This is a genomic window from Adlercreutzia shanghongiae (genome assembly GCF_035830635.1).
GTDB classification, from domain to species: Bacteria; Actinomycetota; Coriobacteriia; order Coriobacteriales; family Eggerthellaceae; genus Adlercreutzia; species Adlercreutzia shanghongiae.
The window spans coordinates 22,932-46,286 of sequence record NZ_JAYMFI010000022.1 but is presented as its reverse complement, the minus strand read 5'-3'; the positions used below and the strand labels follow the sequence as shown (position 1 = coordinate 46,286).

The following is a 23,355-nucleotide window of genomic DNA, read 5'->3' as shown; positions in this document are numbered from 1 at the left end:
CCGACGTCCGGGCCCTTCGTTTGGAAGGAGCCATCGTGATCACACCCAAAGACCTCGCTGCTCTGCCGGTGATGGCTGGCGTTCGCATTCTTGCGGGGGTCGACGTCGTAGCGCGCCGCTCGGTGAAAGAGGTGGCCGTCTTGGACGTGGAGCCCCTGACGGGCGATTACGACAGCTTCTATCCGGGGGATGCCGTATTCACCTCGCTTGGGTTTTCGGGTGGCGAGAGCGCGCTGGTTGACGAGGCACTCGTTTGCCTGATAAACCGAGATGTGGCCTGCATCTTCATCAAGGGCTCCATTCCCTACGAACCGTCGGAGCGCGTCGTTGCCGCGAGTCGCCGGCGCAGCGTGCCCCTCATTCGCTACGACTCGGGGCTGCTCGAGCAGATCATCACCGATGCGCGAGGCATGCTGGCTGCCGACGCGGCCGCGAGTCTCATCGAGGAGCAGCTTCGCCAATTGTTGGACGCGCGAGCGACCTGCGAGGTGCGTCGCCGCTTTATGGACGTCACGGGCCTTGCGGGCTCCAGGGTGCAGGCTGTGGCCTTCTTTGCCGACGAGGGCGATCCGCTGGTGCTCTCCGCTTTGAGGGCCCAGCTTTCCAAAAGCCTCTCGAAGGTGGCCCCCTGCTTGGTCATACGCTTCGGCGAGGGTCTTTTGGCCCTTCTTGTCGCCGACGACCTTGATGCGTTGGAGACGGGCGACATCGAAGCGCTGACTGCCGGCTTCGGGAGACATTGCGCAGCCGGCCTCTCCGAAATGCTCGCCGCCGATGGGGCCGACGGGGCCATCGCTGAGGCTCTCGGGTGCGGCGAGGCGGCAAAAAGAACGGGGCGCTCTGTCGTCTCGTGGGAGATGCTGGGCCCGGAGGCCTTCCGTATTGCGCGGGGAAACGGCTTGCTGCTTGAACGTGCGTGCGCAGCGGGCCTTGGCCGGCTTGCCGCCTCCGATGAGGAGGCAGGCTCCAATCTCGTCGAGAGCATGCGCGTCTATGTGGAGTGCGGGGGAGAGACGGCACTTGCGGCCGAGCGCCTCTGCCAGCATCCCAACTCGGTGCGCAACCGCGTCAACCGTGCCCGCGCGGTGCTGGCGATGGAGGACGCCACGGACAAGCAGCTGTTCGCCTACTTGTCGATGATCTTCCTCTAGGCATCGCGCTGCCACAGGGCGCTGCGAGCGACAGGGTGCGCGGCTCGTTTGCCGCCGTGCGCGGCCGACCTCGACCCCGGCCGCAAGTGCCGTTGTGGCCGCCCACAATCGCTGGTCCCAGAGCCTGTGACTACCTCCACCCTCTGCTCCCGCTTCGCCTTTTATGCTGGAACCACGTTCCCAACGGAGAGACCGGAAACCAGCAGAAGGAGAACACCCATGGAGATCAAGGATTTCGAAGTCGAGCAGTGGATGAACCTCTGGGAGACCAAGTGCACCTACAACGTCGCCGAGACGTGCGTGTACTCGCTTTCCCTCGACCAGCTCTTCGAGCTTACCGGTGGCGACAAACAGGCGTTTCTGGACGCCTTTGCGACGCGCCGTCTCACCTACGGCGACATCGAGGGTCGCCCCGATTTGCTTTCCGGCATCGCCAAGCTCTACCGCACGGTGAAGCCCGAGCATATTATCCCCACCCATGGTGCCGCTGGTGCGAACTCGCTCGTGCTCTCGACGCTGGTGAATCCCGGCGACCATGTGGTGTCGGTTATGCCCACCTACCAGCAGCTCTATTCCATTCCCGAGATGTGCGGCGCCAAGGTGGACGTGCTGCATCTCGAGAAGGAGAACGGCTACCATGTGGATGTCGAGGCGCTCGATGCTCTGTGCACGTCGGAGACGAAGCTCATCTGCATCAACAACCCCGACAACCCCACGGGTGCCCTGCTCGATGGCGAGACGCTGCGAGCCATCGTGGAGGTGGCGCGCAAGAACGACGCGTGGCTGCATTGCGACGAGGTGTACCGTCATCTGAACCAGACCGACGAGTACGCCGAGTCCGTTGCCGACCTCTACGAGAAGGGCGTCACCACCAGCTCTATGAGCAAGGTGTGGTCGCTGGCGGGCATCCGTTTGGGCTGGTGCATCACCAAGGACGAGCAGCTGCGCCGCGATCTTTTGTCCCACCGCGATTACAACCTCATCTCCTGCGGCATGTTCGACGAGGCGGTGGCCGCCTACGCTCTGGCTCATGCCGATGTGATTCTCGATCGCAGCCGTCGCATTGTGCGCGAGAACCTCGCCACTCTCATGGAGTGGGTCGATTCCGAGCCGCACCTGTCCATCGTGAAGCCCGAGGCCGGCACCACGGCGCTCGTCTACTACGACTACGACATCCCCTCCTACGACTTCTGCACCGATATGGTGAAGTTCAACGGTGCGTTCGTCACGCCGGGCGATTGCTTCGAGGAGCCGAAGAGCTTCCGCGTGGGCTACGGCTACTCCGACGACCCCGATGCCCTGCGCAGCGGCCTGCTCGCTATCAGCGAGTATCTGCGCACGCTGGAGTAAGTTACGCCGAATTGAAACCGGAAGGCGGTGAGCGCCGTGAGCCAGTTCCTCAGCAGCCGTTACACCAACGTTCAGCCCTACCGGCCGGGCCTGCAGCTCCACGACCGGCCCTATGTGAAGTTGAACGCCAACGAGACGTCGCTGCCGCCCTCGCCCGCCGTGCGCGCGGCGCTCACTGACGCGCTCATCGACGGGCTCGGGCGCTACGCCGATCCCCATTGCCTCGCGTTTCGGGAGGCTGTGGCGGAGGTTCTTGGCGTGAGCATCGAGGAGGTGTTCGTGGGCAACGGCAGCGACGAGGTGCTCGCCATCTCCTTCCGCACGTTTTTCGACGACGAGACGCCGGTTGCCTTTCCCGATATTACCTACAACTTCTACCGCGATTGGTGCACCACCTTCGGCACGCCCTTTACGGAGGTGCCCCTGAACGAGGACTTCACAGTGAACGTGCGGGCGCTTGAGGCGTTCGAAGGCCCTGTGGTGCTGGTGAACCCGAACGCGCCGACGGGGATCGCCCTTCCGATCGAGGATATCGAGCGCATCGTGCGGGCGCGGCCGGACAGGTTGGTAATCGTCGACGAGGCCTATGTCGATTACAGCGACGGGACCTGCCTTCCGCTGGTTAAGCGCTACAAGAACCTCATCGTCGTGCAGACTATGTCGAAGTCGCGCAACCTGGCCGGCGCCCACGTTGGTTTTGCCGTGGGCCGCAAGGAGCTTATCGACGATATGCGCGACATCAAGTTCAGCACCAATCCCTTCAACGTGAGCGCGCTTACGGCCGCTGTGGGCATCGCGGCCGTGAAGGACACGGACTATTTGGAGCAGTGCATGGAGGCGGTGGCGAAACAGCGCGCCTTCCTTGCCGACGAGCTGCGCTGGCGCCGTTTCGCAGTGCTTCCCTCGAAGACCAACTTCGTCTTCACGAGGCCTGTTGGCATGCCGGCCGCAGAGCTGTGCCGCGAGCTGCAGCGTCGCGGCGTGCTCGTTCGCCATTACGACCAGCCGCGTATCGCGGACTGGCTGCGTATCACGGTGGGCTCGCCGGAGGAGAACGAAGCTTTGCTCGATGCCCTCGACGATTGCCTCTTCGAGGCCGTGGGACTTCGTTAGACGATTGCGCGGGACGCTGGCGCGACGTCCCGCCCGCTTAAGGGGCGCGCTTGCGTCCCAGAACAGGAGATGTAAATGAGCGAGATTCGTATTTTGTCCGCCAAGGACGTGGCCGCCTGCCTTACCATGGGCGAGGTAATCGACGCCGTGCGCGCGACCTACGAGCAGAAGGCGACGGGCGAGGCCGAGGCGTGGCCCATGGTCTACCATGCCTTCGAGCCCGGCGTGGCCGACATAGACATCAAATCCGGCGTGCTGGGCGGTGCCGGCGTGTTCGGGCACAAGACCGTGGCGTGGTTCTCGAAGAACCCCGCCCGCGGCCTGCCCGATCTGTACGGCCTCATCGTCGTGCTTTCCACCGAGACCGGCGAGCCGGTGGGCGTTGTTGACGGCGCTGGCATCACGGGGCTCAGAACCGGTGCGGCTGGAGCCTTAGGCGCTCGCGTTCTTGCCAATCCTGGATCGGAGAGCCTGCTCATGGTGGGCGCGGGGCACCAGGCGCTCTACCAGGTTGCGGCCACCCTCTCGCTGTCCGATAGCATTAAGACCGTGCGCGTTGCCAATCCCCACAACCCCGACCGTGCCCGCGATCTGGCGCAGCGGCTGCCGCAGAAGCTGGCCGACCAGTTCCGCATCGAGCGCCCCGATGTGCGCTTCGAGGCGGCAGGCGACCTCGCCCAGGCGGTGGATGCGAGCGATATCGTCATCACGGCTACGATGTCCACAACACCGCTTATTGATGCGGATTGGGTGCGCTTCGGCACGCACTTCTCCTGCATGGGCGCCGACATGCCGGGTAAGCAGGAAATCGACCCGGCCATCATTGCCGGTGGGCGCCTGTTCACCGACGATACGGCGAACTGCATCGGCAACGGCGAGATCGAGCTCGGGCTGGCCCAAGGCGTCTTCGATGCCGATCACGTGGCCGGCGAGCTCGGCGAAGTGCTCGCGGGCAAGGTGGCGGGCCGTACCGACCCCGACGAGGTGACGGTGTTCGACTCAGCCGGCACCGCGCTGCTGGATATCGCCTGCGCCAAGATGGCCCTCGATGCTGCCGCCGAGCACGGACTCGGCACCGTGGCAGCGCTCTAGCAAACATGTCGGCCCCGTGAGCGCACGGGGCCGCTTCATTTATTTTCCCTGACGCGACATGACAGGGGACAGGAGGCCCCCTGCTGGATTGTTGCGTCTTGGTTGCGGAGTTCCGTACGGGGTGTCGGCGCGGTGGGGCGGCTGTCCGGGCCGGTGCTGGGCGAGTTTACCGATTGGAAATATGCGCTGTGATATTTTGTGCCAATTGGCGAGAGAGCAGAAAGAGAGAGCTATGGGGCGTTTGACCGTAGAGCCCGCGGCGCGAGCCGATGGGCGCATGGGAGAGTTCGTCGAGGCGTTCGCGCGTCGCGTCGAGGCTATGCCGCCGGGACAGTGCCCGGTGGGGATGATGCTGGGGCAGCTGCAGGCGAGCATGGCGCAGACCTGCGGCAAGTGCACGCCGTGCGCTCAGGGCATGCCGAAGATCGCGGCGCTGCTGCGCGACGTGGCGGAGTATCGCGCCACGGAGGCGGCGGTCGGCGAGATTCGCGCCAAGGCTGCGCTTTTGCGCGATGCGGCCGATTGCGCTGTGGGCTGGCAGGCGGGTCAGATGGTGCTGGCCGGGCTCGACGCCTTCGCCGACGAGTTCGCCAGCCACGTTGAGGCGGGGCAGTGCGCGCCCGGCACGCGCCAGACGGTGCCCTGCGTCACTCAGTGCCCGGCCCACGTGAACGTGCCGGCCTACATCGCGCTGGCCGAGGAGGGCCGCGCTGCCGAGGCCGTGAAGATGATCCGCAAGGACAACCCGTTCCCCACTGCCTGCGCGCTTGTGTGCGAGCATCCGTGCGAGGAGCGCTGCCGCCGCACCATGGTGGACGCGCCTGTGAACATTCGCGGCATCAAGAAGTACATCGTGGACACGGTGGCGGCCGACGCGGTGGAGACCCCCGCGCCGCTGCCCGCCACCGGCAAGCGCGTCGCTGTGGTGGGCGCCGGCCCCTCCGGCCTTACCTGCGCCTACTTCCTGGCTCTGATGGGACACGCGGTGACGGTGTTCGAGCGTCGCGACCGCTTGGGGGGCATGATGCGCTACGGCATCCCCTCGTACCGCCTGCCCCGCGAGCGCCTGGACGAGGACATTCGCGCGGTGCTGAATGCCGGCGATATCACGGTGCGCACGGGCTGCGACATCCAGACGGACCAGATGCGCGAGCTGACCGAGGAATACGACGCCGTGTACGTGGCCGTCGGCGCGCAAGGCGGCAAGACGCTTTCCATCGAAGGCGCTGATGCGGTCGGCGTCATGAGCGCGGTGGACGTGCTGGAGGCCATCGGCGACGAGCGCTATCCGGACTTCACGGGCAAAAATGTGGTGGTTGTCGGCGGCGGCAACGTGGCCATGGACTGCGCTCGCACGGCCGTTCGCGCCCATGCGTCCTCGGTCACCGTGGCCTATCGCCGCCGGCTGGAGGACATGACCGCGCTGCCCTCCGAGGTGGGGGCCGCCATGGCCGAGGGCGTCGAGATGATGTGCCTGCAGGCGCCGGCCCGCATCGAGGTGGGCGAGGACGGCCAGGCCGCGGCCCTCATCTGCCAGCCTCAGCGCATCGGCGCGATGCGCGGCGGGCGTCCCGCTCCCGTGGCTGCCAGCAGGCCGGAAGTGCGGCTTGCGGCCGACCTGGTCATTATCGCCGTCGGCCAGGCCATCGAATGCGCGCCGTTCAGCGAGTTCGGCATGGAGCACGACCGGACGTACCTGTGCGCCGACGAGTACCTGAGGGCGCCGGGCCTTGACGGCGTTTTCGTGGGCGGCGACTGCCAGTGGGGTCCCAAGACCGTCATCATGGCCATCGCCGCGGGCAAGACGGCTGCGGCCAACATCGACCACGAGCTCGGGTTCCACCACGAGCTGGACTGCGGCGCCGTCGTGCCGCCGGCGCGTCCCAACGATCGGACGGCCTACGGTCGCGTGCAGGTGGCCGAGCGCCCGGCGTGCGAGCGCAAGCGCGATTTCGAGGGCGTCGAGGTTCCGATAACCGACGAGGAGGCGGCCCAGGAGTGCCGCCGCTGCCTGCGGTGCGATGTATACGGCATAGGCGCGCTGACCGGAAGGGGGCTTGAGGCATGGTAACCATCACGTTGAACGGCCGGGCGGTGGAGGTGGCCGAGGGCTCCACGCTGCTTGAGGCCGCCACGGCGGCGGGCATCGACATTCCCACGCTGTGCTATTTGAAGGACCTGAACTGCATCGGCTCGTGCCGGGTGTGCCTGGTCGAGGTAGAGGGTGCGGGCCTGGTGGCGGCGTGCAACACCGCCGCGGCCGAGGGCATGGCGGTGCGCACCGACACCCCGCAGGTGGCTGCGGCGCGTCGGGCGAACCTGCAGGCTATCATGGACGACCATCGGGCGCTGTGCGCCACCTGCGTGCGCCAGGACACCTGCGCTCTGCGGAATCTGGCGAGCCGCTTCAATCTGGGCGATGCAGGCGATTCCCTGCCCATGCCGGAGCCGTGGGATGCCGCCTTCCCGCTGCAGCGCGACAGCAGCAAATGCATCAAGTGCATGCGCTGCGTGGCCATCTGCGACAAGGTGCAGCACTGCGGCGTGTGGGACTTCACCGGCACTGGTCCCTCGACGAAGGTGATCGTGCGCGACAATCTGCCCATCGCCGATGCCGGCTGCGCGCTGTGCGGCCAGTGCATCACCCACTGCCCTACGGGCGCCCTTACCGCCCGCGACGACGTGGGCCGCATCATGGACGCCATTCTGGATCCGGCTGTGGAAACCGTGGTGCAGGTGGCTCCGGCCGTGCGCGCTGCCTGGGGCGAGGGCGTGGGGCTCTCCCGCGAGGCGGCCACTCCGGGACGCTTGGCTGCGGCCCTGCATGCGGTGGGCTTCGACAAGGTATTCGACACCGATTTCGCCGCCGACCTCACCATTATGGAAGAGGGCAGCGAGTTCGTGGAGTTCCTTGGGTCTGATGCACCCCGCCCCATGTTCACCAGCTGCTGCCCGGGCTGGGTGCGCTTCGTGAAGCAGCACTACCCCGAGTTCACCGCGCAGCTGTCCAGCGCCAAATCGCCCCACCAGATGATGGGCGCCGTGGTGAAGAACACGCTCGCGGCCGAGGCCGACGAGGCGGGCAAGCGCCTGTTCGTCGTGTCCATCATGCCCTGCGTGGCGAAGAAGTACGAGTGCGACGTGCCCGAGCTGGCCACCGAGGCTGGCACGGATGTGGACGCCGTGCTCACAGTGCGCGAGTTCGGCCGCCTGCTGCGCATGGTGGGCGTGAGCTGCGCGGACTTGCCCGAGACCCCCTTCGACAACCCGCTGGGGCTGTCCACCGGCGCGGCCACCATCTTCGGGCGCACCGGCGGCGTGATGGAGGCGGCCCTGCGCTCGGCGGCCTTCCTCATCACTGGCGAGAACCCCGACTTCAGCGTGTGCGACACCACCGACGCCACGCCGGAGACCCCGTGGATTTCCCGCGAGCTGGCGGTGGGGGACGCCACAGTGCGCATCGCCGTGGCCAGCGGCTTGGAGAACACGGCGAAGCTGCTTGCGGCCCTGAAATCCGGTGAGGCGGCCTTCGACTTCGTCGAGATCATGGCCTGCCCCGGCGGCTGCGTGGGCGGCGGCGGCCAGCCCATCGCGTTCAACTGCGAGCTGGCGAGCGACCGCGCGGGCGTGCTGAACCGCCTGGACGCCGGCGACGCCCTGCGCTACTCCCACGAGAACCCCGACATCGCGCAGCTGTACGCCGACTGGATCGGCGAGCCGCTCTCCCACACGGCCCACGAATGGCTGCACACCGACCAGGAGACGTGGCGGATCTAGGTGATGAGGGAGCTCATCGACAAACTGGCGCGCACCCGGTCTCTTTCTGCGGACGAATACGAGCGGCTCGTCGCTGCCCGCACGCCCGAGCTGGCCGCCGAGCTGGCCGGCCGCGCGCGCGAGGCGTGCGAGCGCGTGTACGGCGACGCGGTGTTCGCCCGCGCGCTCATCGAGATCAGCAATGTGTGCCGCAACGACTGCTACTACTGCGGCATTCGGCGCAGCAACCAGGACTGCGCGCGTTACCAGATGGGCTCCGAGCAAGTTATGGCCTGCGCCCAGGAGGCCTGGCGCGCGGGCTTTCGCACCTTCGTGCTCCAGGGAGGGGAGAGTCCGGCCCTAACCGATGCGTGGCTGTGCTCGCTCGTGCGCGACTTGAAGGCGTCGTTTCCCGGCTGCGCGGTCACGCTGTCGGTGGGGGAGCGGTCGCGCGACAGCTACCGGCGCCTGAGGGAGGCGGGCGCCGACCGCTACCTGCTGCGCCACGAGACCGCCACGCCCGCGCATTACCGGCAACTGCACCCCGTCCCCATGAGCTTCGATGCCCGCATGGGGTGCCTGCGCGCTCTGCGCGATCTCGGCTATGCCGTGGGCGCGGGCTTCATGGCGGGCTCGCCCTTCCAAACGCCGGCGCGCCTTGCCGCCGACCTGAAGTTCATCGAGCGCTTCAAGCCCGAGATGTGCGGCATCGGCCCCTTCGTTCCCCATCACGGGACTCCCTTCGCGAGCGAAGAGGCCGGTACGGTAGATCTCACGTGCTATTTGCTCTCCCTGATTCGGCTCATGCATCCCGCGGTGCTGCTGCCGGCCACCACGGCGCTGGAGGCGCTTAAGCCCGACGGCCGGGAGCGCGCCATCGGCGCCGGGGCCAACGTGGTCATGCCGAACGTGTCGCCTGCGGCGCTCCAGGGAAGCTACGAGCTGTACGACCGCAAGCCGGTGTCGGAGAAGACCGCATTCCAGAAATGGGCCGAGCTGGAGCGAAAACTCGCACCGCTGGGACGTCGTCTCGTCATCGACCGGGGAGATGCGGCCGAGCCGAGTCCGAAGGAGGAACAACGTGGCTAGCTACGACGTGCGCTCACCGCGCGCCGACGAGTTCATCAATCACGAGGAGATTATGGACACCCTGGCCTATGCCGAGGCCCACAAGGACGACGTGGAGCTGGCGCGCTCCATTCTGCAGAAGGCGCGGGCCAACCTGGCGCCGGCCCATGACCACGGCACAACGCTCACCCATCGCGAGGCGAGCGTGCTTCTGGCGTGCGACGATGCCGCGGTGAACGCCGAGATACGCCAGCTCGCCCGCGATATCAAGCAGGCCTACTACGGCAATCGCGTGGTGCTGTTCGCGCCGCTCTATCTTTCCAACTGGTGCGTGAACGGCTGCCTGTACTGCCCCTATCATGCGACCAACCGCGAGATCCCGCGCCGCAAGCTCACCCAGGAGGAGATCCGCGCCGAGGTAATCGCCCTTCAGGACATGGGTCACAAGCGTCTGGCTGTGGAGGCCGGTGAGGATCCGCGTCACAACCCCCTTGACTACATTCTGGAAAGTCTCCAGACCATTTACGCCACGAAGCACGAAAACGGTGCCATCCGCCGCGCCAATGTGAACATCGCCGCCACCACCGAGGATGCCTACCGCCAGTTGAAGGCGGCGGAAATTGGCACGTATATCCTGTTCCAGGAGACCTACCACCGCGAGCGCTACGAGGCGCTGCATCCCACCGGGCCCAAGGCCGACTACGCCTGGCACACCGAGGCCCACGATAGGGCTATGGCCGCCGGCATCGACGACGTGGGGCTGGGCGTGCTGTTCGGCCTGGAGGGCTACGCCTACGAGTTCGCCGGGCTGCTCATGCATGCCGAGCATCTGGAAGCGGTGTTCGGGGTGGGGCCGCACACCATCTCGGTGCCCCGCGTGAAGCCGGCCAGCGACATCGACCCCGACGCCTTCGAGGGCGGCATTCCCGACGAGATGTTCGAGAAGGTTATTGCGCTTATTCGCATTGCGGTGCCTTATACGGGCATGATCATCTCCACGAGGGAATCGGCCGACCTGCGGGCCCGGGCGCTCAAGCTGGGCGTGTCGCAGATTTCCGGCGGCAGCCGCACGAGCGTGGGCGGCTACGTCGATGAGGCGCGGCCCCATGACACCGAGCAGTTCGACGTGTCCGATACGCGCACCTTGGACGAAGTGGTGGGATGGCTTATGGACGAGGGACATATCCCCAGCTTCTGCACGGCGTGCTACCGCGCCGGCCGCACGGGCGACCGGTTCATGGAGTTCTGCAAGAGCGGCCAGATCAGCAGCTTCTGCGCGCCGAACGCCCTGATAACCTTGGCAGAGTACCTGGCCGACTACGCCTCGCCGGCGACGGCGGCTTCGGGTTGGCAGACTATCGAGCGCGAACTGGCGCTGCTTCCCGAGGGACGCCGCGACGCTTGCGCGGCCTACATCGCCCGCGTCCGCTCCGGCGAGCGCGATTTCCGGTTCTAGCCGCCTGCGTCATCCCGAGCGGAGCGCGAAGCGCGGCGTCGAAGGATTCCCCAACATGCAAGGAGCTTCCATGTCCCTGAACGATACCCCTTCCGGCGAGCGCGCGCACGTGGCGTTCTTCGGCGTGCGCAACGCGGGCAAATCGAGCCTGGTGAACGCCTTGACGAACCAGACGGTCTCGGTGGTCTCGGACACGGCCGGCACCACCACCGATCCGGTGCGAAAGGCCATGGAGCTTTTGCCGGTGGGGCCGGTGCTGGTGATCGACACTCCCGGCATCGACGATACGGGCGATCTGGGGAACCAGCGCGTGGCACGGGCCACGGCAGTGTTGGATACGGCCGATGTGGCCGTGCTGGTGGTGGATGCCACTCGCGGCATGACGCCCTTCGATGAGCAGTTGGTGACTGCCTTCCAGCAACGGCGCATTCCCTATGTGATTGCCGAGAATAAGGTTGATCTGCTGGATGCCGCCACACCGGCCTTGGCCGCCACCATCGACGAGGACGAACGTGGTTGCCGACACGCCCGCGTGCGCCTGTCTGCCACTACGGGGGCGGGCATGGTCGACTTGAAGGGCATGATTGCGGCTTTGGTGGCCTGTGTGGGCGACGACCGTCACCTTGTGGCCGACCTGCTCGAGCCGGGCGATGTGGTAGTGCTAGTGATTCCCCTGGATTCGGCAGCGCCCAAGGGGCGCATTATCCTGCCCCAGCAGCAGGTGTTGCGCGATGCGCTGGAAGCCGGCGCTTTTCCCTGCGCTACCAGCGTGGAGGCGCTGCCTCAGTTTTTGGATACGCTGACGTGCCTGCCGCGGCTGGTGGTTACCGATTCCCAGGTGTTCGGCACTGTGGCCGAATTGCTGCCGGCATCGGTGCCCCTCACCTCGTTTTCCATTCTCATGGCTCGTTACAAGGGCGACCTGCCCACGCAGCTTCAGGCCGTGCATGCCTTGGAGAACCTGACCGATGGCGACGTGGTGCTCATCGCCGAGGGCTGCACGCACCACCGCACCTGCGAGGACATCGGCACGGTGAAGCTGCCCCGGTGGATTCGCGCTATCAGCGGCGCCGACCCGCAGTTCGCGTTCACCTCGGGCCGCGACTTCCCCGAGGACCTCGCCCCCTATGCCGCCGTCGTCCACTGCGGCGGCTGCACCCTGAACGCCCGCGAGATGGCGACTCGCATCCAACGTGCCCGCGAGCAGGGCGTCCCCATCGCCAACTACGGCATGGTCATCGCCCGCGCCCACAACATTCTCGGTCGCGCCCTCGGGCCCTTGGGGCTCTGATTGGTCTTCGGCGCGATCGCTTTGGCTGCCCTAGGACGTTCCTACCAGGCGGCGCGCTGATGGATGAGGCCGAGCACGGTGACGCGGTCGGCCTCATCTTCGTAAAAGGTAACGATGTCGAAGGGCCCGACGGGGATTTTGCGAACGCCCTTGCCGAACTCGTAGGCGAGCGCGGCGGCCGCATCGGTTGAGCCCATGCTCGGTATAGTGGGTAGCATTTCGACGATTTTGAGGATGTCGCCGAGGACTTTGTCTGAGAGAACGATGTCCAGATCCTCTTCGAAACCTTCGGAGATACGGACCTCGGCCATTACAGCCCCCGCTTCTCGCGCATGCGGGCGACAAAGCCATCGACATCGGTGGTGAAGCGTCCTTCCTCGATGTCGCGTTTGGCGCGCCGGAGAACGAATTCCACTTCCGCCTGATAACGAGCCTCTTCGCGCGCTTGCTTGAGTTCGCGATCGAAGATTTCTTCCGAGCAAAACACATAGGCGCCATTGCCGTTCTCGGTAATATAGACCACTTGGCGATCGGCCACATCCTTGACTTCGCGCTGGCGAGAAGCCAGAGCGGTGGAAGAGTAGATAGAGCCTTTAGGGGCAACCACGACATACCTCATTTCCTAAGGATTACTGGTCCAATCATATCATGATCTAACTAGTTAATTCTATGAGATATCCTGTCAGTAATGTAATTGAAGCAATACCCATCTGGTGCACCAATTCGCTTGGCGCCGCTGGCTAATCTAGGTCGCGTACCACCTATGTCTGCGGCAGGATGAGGGATGCCCTTAGAACAGCATGAACAGTTTGGCCAGGCCCCAGCCGATGAAGCCGCAGCAGGGGAAGGTGAGCACCCAGGCCCACACCATGCGCCGGGCCACGCCCCAGTTCACGCGCTTGAAGCTCTTCGAGGCGCCCACGCCCATGATGGAGGCGGTAGAGCAGTGCGAGGTGGACACGGGCATGCCGGTCATGGATGCCACGAACAGGGTGATCACCGTGGAGGCGGAGGCGGCCACGCCCTGGTACTTCTCGAGCGATACCATGTCCATGGCCACCGATTTGATGATGCGCTTGCCGCCGAGCAGCGTGCCCAGCGACATGGCCAGCGAGCAGATGACCATGAGCCACAGGGGAAAGTCGGTGGCGCCGCTCGTCTCCATGCCGAAGGCCAGCGCGATGCCCAAAAGCCCGATGGACATGAACTTCTGGCCGTCCTGGGCGCCGTGCAGAAACGACAGCGCGCACGCGCAGATGTCCTGGAGCACCACGCAGACCTTGTCGCCGCGCCGCCGGTCGACGCAGGAGAAGAAGAACTCGATGATCTTGGTGGTGGCCATGCCGAGGACGAATCCGCCCACGAGCGAGAACACCATGCCGTAGATGACGAGCATCCACTCGGAGAGCACCACGCCGGCCAGGCCGTTGAGCGCGATGGCGCCGCCGGTGACGCCGGCGATGAGCGAGTGGGATTTCGAGGCGGGGATGCCCCAGAACCAGCAGAACACGCCCCAGCCGATCGAGCCTATCATGGCGGCTATGAGGGCGAGAAGCGCCTGGTGGGTATTGCCCGAGAAGTCCACCATGTTGAACATGGTGTGGGCCACGGCGGTGGAGATGTAGGTCATGCCCACGAGCCCCACGAAGTTGAAGACGGCGGCGAGCGCGAGGGCCGTGCCGGGGGAGAGGCAGCGGGTGGAGACCGCCGAGGCGATGGCGTTGGGGGCGTCGGTGGCGCCCGAGATGATCGTCACGCCGATGACCAGCACCAGAATGCCGAGCAGGACAGGGTGGTCGCCTGCCTGCGCGAGAAACATCGAAAGCGTCAATTCCATGCAGAGCCTTATCTCGATGAAACCGATCCGAAGAAACGTGCCTGTCTATTCTAGCGCTTCGCTGACTTTTTGGGTTGGCGAACGTGAGGCAATCAGATGGCGAGCCATGTTCCCTTCGCGACGGTGCAAGCGCGCCCGCCGACTTCGATGGCGTAGCGACTCTGCTCTAGCGACGCGCGGACCTGCAGCGTGGATGGCCGGCCGATATCGGCTCCTTGGGACACGCGATAGGCGAGGTGATGGCTTCCGAGCACGTCGTAGTGCAGGAGGTAGGCCGCGAGGCAGCCGTTGGCACTGCCCGTGGCGGGGTCTTCCGGGAATCCGGTATCGTCCATGAACACGCGGGCCTCTAGGGCGTCTGGCTCGGGCACGAACACGAGCACATTGCACTTGCAGTAGGTCTCATGAACATGGCGCAGGGCATCGAAATTGACGCGGCAGCGGCGCAGGGCGTCATGCGAGGTCAGCGGCACGATGATGGCCTCGAGCCCTGTCGATACTAGCTGAAGCGGCAGACTGTCATCGATATCGCCTACTTCCAGGGAAAGGGCTGCCGCGATGTCGGACGGGTCGACCAAGGTGCCGAACTCGGGTTGGTTCTGGGTCATGAACAGGCAGCCGTTTTCGCCGCGCACGGGGATGCTGCCTGCTTTGAGGTCGAGGTATACGGTCGCATCGGCGCCAAGTTCATTTACCTCGCGAAGCAGGTGGGCCGTGCCCAGGGTCGGGTGTCCGGCGAAAGGCACTTCCACATCGGGTGTGAAGATGCGGACATCGAAGCGATGGCCGCCCTTATCGCCCGAGCAGACGAAGGTCGTTTCCGAGAAGTGCATCTCCTGGGCAATGGCCTGCATCATATCGGTTGAGAGGGGGGTGTCGGGGAAAAAGACGGCAAGCTGGTTGCCCTGGTGGGTCCCCTCGGCAAAACAATCGACAATGTAGAAGTCCATGGCTTTCTCCTCTTTCGCTGTGCTCTCCGCAAAACAAAAGCGCCCGAAACCGCACCCATCTTCAAAGGCCTAACGATGGATGCCGTTCCGAGCGCTCGGAACCCTGCCCGGCGGCAGGATTGCTATTGCGTTTATGGTAAGCCTAACAGCAGCGCGACTGCTTATCGGTTGTCACAACGTCCCAAAGGCGTTTTTGGAGAGACGAACAGCGGGCAAAGCGAAAGATGAAGAACGGCCCCTTGTTGCCAAGGGGCCGGCCCCACGCTGCTCTCGCAAACGCTCAGGCGAGCATCTCTGCGGCGCAGAGCACAAGCGTGGCGGCGAAGACGAGGTTCGCGGCGCGGAAGTGGCGCAGGTAGGCTTTCTGGAGCGCCACGCCGAAGGCGATCCAGGCGAGGGTTGCCACGGTCCCGATGGAGGCGATCACCATCTCGGTGGCCATGAGCGTGGGCAGATCGCTCGCGTGGCCGACGATGAAGCCGACGAGCGCCGTGATGCCGAACAGGTATATCTTCACGTTGACGAATTGCAGCAGGAGCCCCTGGGCGAACGAGGGGCGCCCGCCCGACTCGTCGTCTTCGGGGCGACTGCGCGCGATGTGCACGGCGAGCCAGACCACGTAGGCGGCGCCCGCGTACTTCAAGATCCCGAGTGCGTCGGGCACGGCCGAGCCCAAGAAGAACACCGTGAGCGCGCAGATCGCCTGAACGGCGAAGTAGCCGCAGAAAATGCCCAGGTACAGGGGCATTCCACGCCGCCAACCGTGGCTTGCCGCCGTGCTGAGGGCGAGGATGTTTCCCGGTCCGGGGGTAAATGCATTGACGAGACAGTAGATGAGAAACGCCCCTGCCGCCTGTGTTTCCATGTTCGGCACCTCCTGAGACCATGCTAGCCGATGGCCTTTGCCGCTGGGTAATACCCGTTCACGATGGAGCGGCATCGCTCGCGGCGATGGCCGTCGCGTTCGGGTTCCCCACCGTCTGGCGCGACTTTGCCGTGCGGGCATCGGGGAGCTCTGTGAGCGCCCTGCGAAAAATGTCGGCACTCGGGCAAAATTCACAATTCTTCATGGGTCGGCGGTGCTATACTGGGCGGGCTTGCCGAAACCGGCGAGTGAAAGTATCTGCTGGCCCCCGAGACATGTTTGTTGCACCGCGATCTCTTGCTTCTGCAAGCGAACATGGTAAGTATCAACCATCATGACGAAGGGTCCCCGATTTAGTTTTTGAAAGGGGTCCGTTTTGACCGAAATCAAGAACACCTCCGTGATCGACTTCTCCGACATCTCCGATGAGCAGATGAACGAGATGATCGACGGCACGCTGACCGAGTTCGACGAGGGCGATCTCGTCGACGGCACCGTCGTCAAGCTGGAGCACGACGAGGTGCTGGTGGACATCGGCTTCAAGAGCGAGGGCGTCATCCCCTCCCGCGAGCTGTCCATCCGCAAGGATGCCGATCCGTCCGACATCGTGAGCCTGGGCGACAAGATCGAGGCTCTGGTTCTCCAGAAGGAGGACAAGGACGGCCGTCTCATCCTCTCCAAGAAGCGCGCCGAGTACGAGCGTGCCTGGATTTCCGTCGAGGAGAAGTTCAAGGCCGGCGAAGTGGTCACCGGCGAGGTCATCGAGGTGGTCAAGGGCGGTCTCATCCTGGATATCGGCCTGCGCGGCTTCCTGCCGGCCTCTCTCGTGGACCTGCGTCGCGTGAAGGATCTGGACATGTACCTGGGCACCGAGATCGAGGCCCGCGTCATCGAGATGGACCGCAACCGCAACAACGTCGTGCTGTCCCGCCGCGTTCTTCTGGAGGAGGGCCGCAAGAACGAGCGCGCCGAGATTCTCTCCAAGCTCTCCAAGGGCATGCGCCTCAAGGGCAACGTGTCCTCCATCGTGGACTTTGGCGCCTTCGTGGATTTGGGCGGCATCGACGGCCTGGTGCACATCTCCGAGCTGTCCTGGAACCACGTCAACCATCCCTCCGAGGTCGTCAAGGTGGGCGACGAGGTGGAGGTCGAGGTGCTCGATGTCGATCTGCAGCGTGAGCGCATCTCCCTCGGTCTCAAGCAGACCACGCCCGATCCGTGGATCAAGCTGGTGGAGAACTACCCCGTGGGCACCATCGTCGACGGCAAGGTCACCAAGATCGTCCCGTTCGGCGCCTTCGTCGAGCTGGGCGACTCCATCGAGGGCCTGGTGCACATCTCCGAGATGGCCGGCCGCCACATCGACACCCCGGCGCAGGTTGTGCACGCGGGCGACGATGTGAAGGTGAAGGTCATGGAGATCAACCCGGATCGCCGCCGCATCTCCCTGTCCATGAAGGCCGCCGCCGAGGAGCTCGGCTTCGAGATCGACGTGGACGAGTCGGTGCAGGCCGAGGAGAAGCCGGCCCGCCGCAAGAAGGACGAGGCTCCGGCCGAGGCCGAGGTCGTTGAGGTCGAGGAGACCGTGGAGGACGCCGAGTAAGCGCGCCTTCCGCAACGCACCTACCGCGTTGAATTTGACGGGCCGTCCCAGTGGGGCGGCCCGTTTGTTTTCGTGTATCATGATGCCAACGAATTCTGACGCCCAAAAGGGGAGGTACTACATGAAGAAGCTGTTTCTCATCGGCGGCATGGGGGCTGGCAAGTCCACGGCGCGCAAGGCGCTGACCGACGAGGGCCTGGCGTGGATCGATCTGGACCAGGTGGGGCATGAGGTGCTCGCGTGGGATACGGTGAAGGACGATTTGCGCGCTGCCTTCGGCGACGACATCTTCGACGAGAACGGGGAAGTGGTGCGCAGCGCCCTGGCAGCCAAGGCCTTCGCTACGCCGGCGGCTACCCGCAAGCTGAACACCGTCACCATGCCGCGCATCGAGGAGCGCTACACCGACCTCATCGACGGATTTGCCGCCGAGGGCAAGCCCGCCGTGGTGGTGGAGTACTCGGTGTTCCGCAACCGCCAGCAGTCGCTGGCCTACGGGGCCGATGTGGTGTTGGCCGTGCTCGCGCCGCTGGACGTGCGCATCGAGCGCGCCGTGGCCGCCGGCTGGGACGAGGAGGACGTGCGCGCCCGTATCGCCCGTCAGATCACCGACGCCGACCGCATCGAGGCGGCCGATGTGGTTTTCAACAACGACGGCACCCCCGAGGAGCTGCGCAACGAAGTGCTCGTTTGGTGGAACCAATATAAATCCTGTTGCTAACGCAACAGGATCAATGCCGACGCTACGAGGCCCTGCCGCATTTCATCTTCGCCCTTGTTTTGGCCACGGCGCGTACCGAAGTACGCTTGGGCCAAAGGCGGACGAATCTGAAACGCGGCAGGGCCTCTCGCTGACTCCCTTGGGCGAACCTACGTCGCCTGGTTGTTCGCTACCACAGATTTAATATATGCTGCATGCCCAAGCTCACGGCGGCGATGCAGATCCAGCAGATGGCGCCCATGAGGATGGGCTTGCCGCCGGACTTCACCAGCTTCACCAGGTCGGTGTTCAGCCCGATGGCGGCCATGGCCATGCAGATGAAGAACTTGCTCGCCGTTTTCAGCGGGGCGAAAACGGCGATATCGGCGCCCAGCGCCACGGCGACGGTGGTGATGACGCTGGCGGCCAGGAAGAACAGGATGAACATCGGGAAAGCGCGCTTCAGCGAGAAGGCGCCGAGCATGCCTTCGCCGCGCGTGGGCGAAGATGCGGGCGCGGATGCCTGCGTGGCGGAAACGGGCGCGTTTGCGGCGCAAGCAGCGTCGTTGGGGGCGGAAGCGGGCGCGTTTGCGGCCAAGGGGGCGGAAGCGGGCGCGTTATCGGCCGAAGCGGCCGAAGCGGCGGAAGCGGGCGCGTTTGCGGCCTGTTCCCGGCGCGCCACCAGGATGGCGAGCACGAGCGTGATGGGGATGATGGCGAGCGTGCGGGTGAGCTTCACGATAGTGGCGTCGTCAAGGGCGTTCGCGCCGGGATGCATGCCGTCCCAGGCGGCCGCCGCGGCGGTGACCGAGGAGGTGTCGTTCACGGCGGTGCCGGCGAACAGTCCGAAGCCCTCGTTTGACATGCCGAGCATGCTGCCCAAGGTGGGGAAGATGAGCGCTGCCAGCACGTTGAACAGGAAGATGACTGAGATGGACTGAGCCACTTCCTCGTCTTTCGCGTGAATGACCGGGGCCGTGGCCGCAATGGCCGAACCGCCGCAGATGGAAGAGCCCACGGCGATGAGCGTGGCGATGGCGGAATCCATGTGCAGCACTTTGTAAAGAATGTAGCCCACGATGAGGGCCGTGGCGATGGTGGAGCAGATAATCGGCAGCGACTCGGCACCCACAGCGGCGATCTGGGCCAGGTTCAGTCCGAAGCCGAGCAGAATGACCGCGTACTGCAGAATCTTCTTCGCCGTGAAGGCGATGCCGTCTTGCACGGTGCCGCGGGCCGGCTGCCTCCACCACAGCGCGATGAGCATGCCGAGCAGAATGGCGAACACCGGGGCGCCCACGACAGGCAGCGCCTCGCCCATAAACCAGCAGGGGATGGCGATGGCAGCGCAGATGCCGATGCCGGGGGCGATGGTCTTTGCGTTCACGGTTCCTCCTTCGAAAACGAGCGTGACGAGTATAGCATTGGGTGCTTTTGAAGTAATCATCGGGCTCTATAAGCGTGAGCGGGGTCGTCGCACTCCAGGTGCGAATTTTTCCGGAAAACACTGAATAGCACCTGAAACCTGATGTCGCGGACTATGGCTCTGGCTACTATTGAGTGGCGTCTTTCTCGAGAAATGGTGCTGACCGTGAAGCACTCCGCGTGTGGAATGTCGTGCGGTTTTGCTAAAGCAGCGCGCCGAACTTGTTTGTCGCGCTTGGCCGAGGAGGTTAAATATGGAAGTAAGCCCGCAACAAAGTTGCAATTTGAAAACCCAGATTGGTATTTACGCTGTCGCGATTCTCATGATGGGCGCCATAGGCGTTTCAAGCTCTATCGGCGTGTTCATGACTTCCTATCAGATTGATCAAGTGACAGCGCTCGGCGTTGTTTCCGTGCCCTGCTTCGTCATCATATTCGTTACGTTGGTGTCTGGCTGGCTGATGTCGGTGATGGCCAAGAAAACCATTAGCATCATCGGTATCCTGCTTTTCATCGCAGGAGGTACGGCGCCAGCTTTTGTTGACAGCTGGACAGCGGTGATAGCATGTCGAGTTATATTTGGTCTTGGTCTGGGTATGGTTCAGGCGAGTACGGCAGCGCTTGTCGCCGAGAACTATGAGGGGACTGAGCGAGATAAAGTGATGGGCCGAATGACATCCTTTCAGATGCTTGGATGCGTGCTGTTTTCGATTATAGGTGGAATGTTGGGGTCCATCGTTGATATGGGCTATCAGGCCGTGTTTTATGTGCATCTCATTGGACTTGTGTCTCTCGCAGGTGTTGTGGCGTGTGTTCCCTATCGGCGACCTGAGCGAGACAGCGCGCGTCGTGCCGGCCATGACGGCGGCATTAAAGTTACTGCGGGTGTTGTGCTGTGGTTCGTTGTTGCTGTGGTGTTCTTCATGGGCGGACAGGTGTATTCCAACGTCATCAACGTGCTGATTACTGAGTTCGGTTTCGGTGGACCCGCCGAGGCGGGCATTTCCCTTGCGATTTTTGCTTTCGGAGGATTTTTCGCCGGCCTTCTTTTCGGCAAGATCTATGAGATTGCACGTGGGCTGACGCTTTCGATAGGCTTAGGTGTCCTAGCAATTTCCTATGCCCTTATGGCTTTCGCAAGCGGGTTGCCGGAAATATATCTCGGCTCCCTGCTGTGCGGTTTGGCCTTCTCGATTTGCATTCCTCTCATTATGAGCAGTATTTCGAATGCTGCGGTAAACCCTGCGTCGGCTTCGTTCGCTGTATCGCTTGCAACGTGTGGTCAGTCTATCGGTCAGTCGGCGTCGCCGTATGTCATCTCGCCGATAGGTGGTCTCCTGTCGCAGGTTACGGGGCTTACGGTCAACCAAAGCTCTCTCGTGGTGGCTGTTGCCATATGCATCGTGTTCGCTGCAGCCTTCGTATTCGTCGGCTTTGGCCGGGGGAGGAAGCCTCAAACGCGCTAGCTCAAAGGCGTTTCGTCCACATCATTTATGCGCGAGAAGCAGCCAGGACTTGCTTTCGACAGGGCTCGTCCCGGCTGCTTCTTTTGGCGTTTCTCTTGCGGCATGGATATCCGCATATGATGCCGCTATAAGCACATGGGAGCGCTGTGATGGAGCGCTTTATCTCATCTTGTAGGGGTCTTTGACATGCGGCGCACGAAAGTCGCTTGGCTATCGCGTCGTCGGTTGAAGTCCAATAGCCCAGCGCCACGAGACAATCCTCGCGTGTGACCAGGGTACCTTTTCCACAGGAAGGGCATTGGACGAGCTTGAGTTGTGCCGGCTTGCATTTGTCGCACAGGTCGCTGCAGTGCATGCACATAGACTGCCTCCTTCATAGCAACATTGAATAAAGAGCATGCTCGCTGGTGTGCCCTTAATGGATTTGGGTGCTCTCGATGATGTCAAGCAGCTCTTGGCGAGAATGGATGTCGAGCTTGCAATAAATGTTGTAGATGTGCGATTTCGCAGTGGAATTGGAAATGCAGAAGTGGCTCTCGATATAGCGGGCGTCACGGCCTTTTGCCAGAACTTCGAGAATTTGACTTTGCCTAGGGGAAAGCTGGTACTCCTCGCATACGAGACTTATTTTGCGCTTCCAGGCGCCATTTTGCGTTCCAATGAGCTCACCTTCGTCGGAGGGTGAGCCATTGATGTATGGCGGAGAAGATGCGGGCTCGGTTTCTTGCGTATGAGTCGCCGTGGAATCTTCGAGAGACTTGAAGAACTCGTTTGTGGGAAATGAGCCAAGGTTAATCCTCGTTTGAGAAAAGATGTTGAACGTTACGACGACAAAAACGGCAATTGGGAAGCCTGGCAGATTCGGAGTAAGTGCTAGACACGTTCCGGTGAAAATAAGGCCCAGAGTGGCACCGCCGGCTACAAAAGACTCTTCAGATGCGTACCAGAGCGGAGAGAGCTCCTCGAAACGGATGAACTCGATAGACGCGATTGCGACGATGATGAGCTGAACCATCATCACGAGCATGAGAACGGCTACGCAGGTGATTGCTGCGCTGGTCGCCAAAAGGGTCATGGGCAGTCCGCATAGCGCTACTGTGAGAGCTATATAGTCTTTCGCGAACGCCTCGAGCTGGTAATCGTCTTTGTTGTGACGGCAGAGGAGGAAGATTCCCGCGCATGCCACGGCTCCGCAGATGAACAGGATGAACGGAAAGGGCGCGCTTGCAGAGGCGATGTCTTCGGAGAATCTAAAAAGGTAGTACGCCGCTCCAATCGCGAAGCCAATATCCAGTCCTATGGTCGCATAGGTCCAGCGATCGTTGCTTGCCGTGATAGCGCGCTTCTGCGACTGTTCTCCGGTGATAGCGAGGCCGGCCATATTCCAGATGCTATTGCTAGGCCAAATAATGGCATTGGTCGCAAGGACGAGGACGAGGGCGATAATCGCCATCGTTTGGGGAGGTAAGCCAAGAGCGAGAATCGGAGCCGTTATCAGAGCTGCAATGGTTGCTGCAGATGGTAAGAGCATGGTGAGCATTCGGTAGGTGTAGCGACAGAGGTCGAGCACCCACATAAGGCTGAGCGCTGCAATGCCCGCACCCTCCACGATGCCGCTCACGACCCAAAGGTCCTCGAAGAGAAGACATAAAGCGCCGATGATGCCGGCGATTAGCGCGATGTATTTGACGGATTGCTTAATTTTGCTGAGCGTATTGGGGTGTTTCGATCCGAGTCGCATGAGGCCAAGCGTTACGGTTATCGAGGCGAAGAGGGCAACGGTCGGGAGCGGGAAACCTCTTTCTGGGGCAGTGAGAGAGTAAGTTCCAAAGATGGTAACGAGTAGCAAAGAGCCGAATGCAGCGAGTCCTACGAGGCTTCTCGTGGCATAGAGAAAGCCGTTTGACTGGTCGTTTTGGGCTAGTGCAGTTTTAGCACCCATGGGCCACCTCTTTGCACGTTACTTGAATTTCGGTTTATTTGATGACGTTGTATTGCAACGGAGAAATCGCGAGATGGTTTCGCCTCGCAATAGCGGCCGTAATAGCACCGTGCCGTTCCTCCGTCTGCCGAGCTCCGATGGGAGATAGTTTACTACTCAAGGTAGGAGTGCGCCTCAGTCCTCAGGTGCGAAATGAGGGTGGTTTCTCAGGATTTCAGTATTTTTGACCGATAGGATTTGCGTTCACGACCCTTTAGATTGGCATTAAGAAGAACGGTTGAGACGGCTTG

At 63.1% G+C, this 23,355-nt stretch carries 19 protein-coding genes; 12 read left to right on the top strand and 7 right to left on the bottom strand.

Annotated features, from left to right (window positions below; genetic code table 11):
• Window positions 1-35 precede the first annotated feature (35 nt).
• From VJ923_RS09890 to hydF, 9 genes are all read left to right on the top strand, one after another.
• On the top strand, window positions 36-1,151 hold the full coding sequence (locus VJ923_RS09890; protein WP_326441028.1) for a helix-turn-helix domain-containing protein: 1,116 nt from the start codon (window positions 36-38) through the stop codon (window positions 1,149-1,151).
• Between the two features lie 219 nt (window positions 1,152-1,370).
• Window positions 1,371-2,501: an aminotransferase gene (locus VJ923_RS09885; RefSeq protein ID WP_326441026.1), complete on the top strand. Its 1,131-nt coding sequence runs from the start codon at window positions 1,371-1,373 to the stop codon at window positions 2,499-2,501.
• 36 nt (window positions 2,502-2,537) lie between these two features.
• Entirely contained in the window at window positions 2,538-3,614 is a 1,077-nt protein-coding gene (locus tag VJ923_RS09880; RefSeq protein WP_326441025.1) for a pyridoxal phosphate-dependent aminotransferase, read from the top strand.
• A 75-nt stretch (window positions 3,615-3,689) separates the two neighbouring features.
• Window positions 3,690-4,706: an ornithine cyclodeaminase family protein gene (locus VJ923_RS09875; RefSeq protein ID WP_326441023.1), complete on the top strand. Its 1,017-nt coding sequence runs from the start codon at window positions 3,690-3,692 to the stop codon at window positions 4,704-4,706.
• A 232-nt stretch (window positions 4,707-4,938) separates the two neighbouring features.
• Window positions 4,939-6,777, top strand: coding sequence for an NAD(P)-binding protein (locus VJ923_RS09870; RefSeq protein WP_326441021.1), 1,839 nt, complete (start codon window positions 4,939-4,941; stop codon window positions 6,775-6,777).
• Window positions 6,771-8,483, top strand: a complete 1,713-nt coding sequence (locus VJ923_RS09865) for a [FeFe] hydrogenase, group A (protein WP_326441019.1) — start codon at window positions 6,771-6,773, stop codon at window positions 8,481-8,483. The genes VJ923_RS09870 and VJ923_RS09865 overlap by 7 nt, the downstream gene beginning before the upstream one ends.
• A 3-nt stretch (window positions 8,484-8,486) precedes the next feature.
• Window positions 8,487-9,551, top strand: coding sequence for a [FeFe] hydrogenase H-cluster radical SAM maturase HydE (gene hydE / locus VJ923_RS09860; RefSeq protein ID WP_326441017.1), 1,065 nt, complete (start codon window positions 8,487-8,489; stop codon window positions 9,549-9,551).
• Complete coding sequence (hydG, locus tag VJ923_RS09855; protein WP_326441015.1) at window positions 9,544-10,986, top strand: [FeFe] hydrogenase H-cluster radical SAM maturase HydG; 1,443 nt, start codon at window positions 9,544-9,546, stop codon at window positions 10,984-10,986. Before hydE ends, hydG begins: the two co-directional genes overlap by 8 nt.
• A gap of 70 nt (window positions 10,987-11,056) precedes the next feature.
• The gene (gene hydF, locus VJ923_RS09850; RefSeq protein ID WP_326441013.1) at window positions 11,057-12,277 is read left to right on the top strand and encodes a [FeFe] hydrogenase H-cluster maturation GTPase HydF; all 1,221 of its coding nucleotides are present in this window, start codon (window positions 11,057-11,059) and stop codon (window positions 12,275-12,277) included.
• 41 nt (window positions 12,278-12,318) lie between these two features.
• On the opposite strand, the gene VJ923_RS09845 is transcribed toward hydF, so the two are convergent.
• The 5 genes from VJ923_RS09845 to VJ923_RS09825 all read right to left on the bottom strand — a co-directional run bounded on the left by VJ923_RS09845 (window position 12,319) and on the right by VJ923_RS09825 (window position 15,929).
• Window positions 12,319-12,588, bottom strand: coding sequence for a type II toxin-antitoxin system RelE/ParE family toxin (locus VJ923_RS09845; protein ID WP_326441011.1), 270 nt, complete (start codon window positions 12,586-12,588; stop codon window positions 12,319-12,321).
• A complete protein-coding gene (locus tag VJ923_RS09840) occupies window positions 12,588-12,896 on the bottom strand; it encodes a hypothetical protein (protein WP_326441009.1) in 309 nt (102 codons plus the stop codon). Before VJ923_RS09840 ends, VJ923_RS09845 begins: the two co-directional genes overlap by 1 nt.
• A 171-nt stretch (window positions 12,897-13,067) precedes the next feature.
• Window positions 13,068-14,114, bottom strand: a complete 1,047-nt coding sequence (locus tag VJ923_RS09835; protein ID WP_326441007.1) for an inorganic phosphate transporter — start codon at window positions 14,112-14,114, stop codon at window positions 13,068-13,070.
• Between the two features lie 92 nt (window positions 14,115-14,206).
• Complete coding sequence (locus VJ923_RS09830) at window positions 14,207-15,064, bottom strand: PhzF family phenazine biosynthesis protein (RefSeq protein ID WP_326441005.1); 858 nt, start codon at window positions 15,062-15,064, stop codon at window positions 14,207-14,209.
• Window positions 15,065-15,344: 280 nt separating this feature from the next.
• The gene (locus tag VJ923_RS09825) at window positions 15,345-15,929 is read right to left on the bottom strand and encodes a LysE family transporter (protein ID WP_326441003.1); all 585 of its coding nucleotides are present in this window, start codon (window positions 15,927-15,929) and stop codon (window positions 15,345-15,347) included.
• A 376-nt stretch (window positions 15,930-16,305) separates the two neighbouring features.
• Between VJ923_RS09825 and rpsA the strand changes: the two genes are divergently transcribed.
• Window positions 16,306-17,532, top strand: a complete 1,227-nt coding sequence (gene rpsA / locus VJ923_RS09820; protein WP_326441001.1) for a 30S ribosomal protein S1 — start codon at window positions 16,306-16,308, stop codon at window positions 17,530-17,532.
• A 121-nt stretch (window positions 17,533-17,653) separates the two neighbouring features.
• Complete coding sequence (coaE, locus tag VJ923_RS09815) at window positions 17,654-18,253, top strand: dephospho-CoA kinase (RefSeq protein WP_326440999.1); 600 nt, start codon at window positions 17,654-17,656, stop codon at window positions 18,251-18,253.
• A gap of 169 nt (window positions 18,254-18,422) precedes the next feature.
• Here coaE and VJ923_RS09810 read toward each other — a convergent pair whose 3' ends face one another.
• Complete coding sequence (locus tag VJ923_RS09810; protein WP_326440997.1) at window positions 18,423-19,619, bottom strand: YeiH family protein; 1,197 nt, start codon at window positions 19,617-19,619, stop codon at window positions 18,423-18,425.
• Between the two features lie 292 nt (window positions 19,620-19,911).
• Between VJ923_RS09810 and VJ923_RS09805 the strand changes: the two genes are divergently transcribed.
• On the top strand, window positions 19,912-21,123 hold the full coding sequence (locus VJ923_RS09805) for an MFS transporter (protein ID WP_326440995.1): 1,212 nt from the start codon (window positions 19,912-19,914) through the stop codon (window positions 21,121-21,123).
• A gap of 415 nt (window positions 21,124-21,538) precedes the next feature.
• Here the strand turns inward: VJ923_RS09805 and VJ923_RS09800 are convergent, their stop codons facing one another.
• Complete coding sequence (locus VJ923_RS09800; RefSeq protein WP_326440993.1) at window positions 21,539-23,065, bottom strand: response regulator transcription factor; 1,527 nt, start codon at window positions 23,063-23,065, stop codon at window positions 21,539-21,541.
• Between the last annotated feature and the right edge of the window lie 290 nt (window positions 23,066-23,355).

Excerpts from the sequence above, each read along its gene's own strand:
- VJ923_RS09885 (WP_326441026.1), top strand. The coding sequence starts at position 1,371 with ATGGAGATCAAGGATTTCGAAGTCGAGCAGTGGATGAACCTCTGGGAG.
- VJ923_RS09875 (WP_326441023.1), top strand. The coding sequence starts at position 3,690 with ATGAGCGAGATTCGTATTTTGTCCGCCAAGGACGTGGCCGCCTGCCTT.
- VJ923_RS09870 (WP_326441021.1), top strand. The coding sequence starts at position 4,939 with ATGGGGCGTTTGACCGTAGAGCCCGCGGCGCGAGCCGATGGGCGCATG.
- VJ923_RS09865 (WP_326441019.1), top strand. The coding sequence starts at position 6,771 with ATGGTAACCATCACGTTGAACGGCCGGGCGGTGGAGGTGGCCGAGGGC.
- hydE (WP_326441017.1), top strand. The coding sequence starts at position 8,487 with ATGAGGGAGCTCATCGACAAACTGGCGCGCACCCGGTCTCTTTCTGCG.
- hydF (WP_326441013.1), top strand. The coding sequence starts at position 11,057 with ATGTCCCTGAACGATACCCCTTCCGGCGAGCGCGCGCACGTGGCGTTC.
- VJ923_RS09845 (WP_326441011.1), bottom strand. The coding sequence starts at position 12,588 with ATGGCCGAGGTCCGTATCTCCGAAGGTTTCGAAGAGGATCTGGACATC.
- VJ923_RS09840 (WP_326441009.1), bottom strand. The coding sequence starts at position 12,896 with ATGAGGTATGTCGTGGTTGCCCCTAAAGGCTCTATCTACTCTTCCACC.
- VJ923_RS09835 (WP_326441007.1), bottom strand. The coding sequence starts at position 14,114 with ATGGAATTGACGCTTTCGATGTTTCTCGCGCAGGCAGGCGACCACCCT.
- VJ923_RS09830 (WP_326441005.1), bottom strand. The coding sequence starts at position 15,064 with ATGGACTTCTACATTGTCGATTGTTTTGCCGAGGGGACCCACCAGGGC.
- VJ923_RS09825 (WP_326441003.1), bottom strand. The coding sequence starts at position 15,929 with ATGGAAACACAGGCGGCAGGGGCGTTTCTCATCTACTGTCTCGTCAAT.
- coaE (WP_326440999.1), top strand. The coding sequence starts at position 17,654 with ATGAAGAAGCTGTTTCTCATCGGCGGCATGGGGGCTGGCAAGTCCACG.
- VJ923_RS09805 (WP_326440995.1), top strand. The coding sequence starts at position 19,912 with ATGGAAGTAAGCCCGCAACAAAGTTGCAATTTGAAAACCCAGATTGGT.
- VJ923_RS09800 (WP_326440993.1), bottom strand. The coding sequence starts at position 23,065 with ATGGGTGCTAAAACTGCACTAGCCCAAAACGACCAGTCAAACGGCTTT.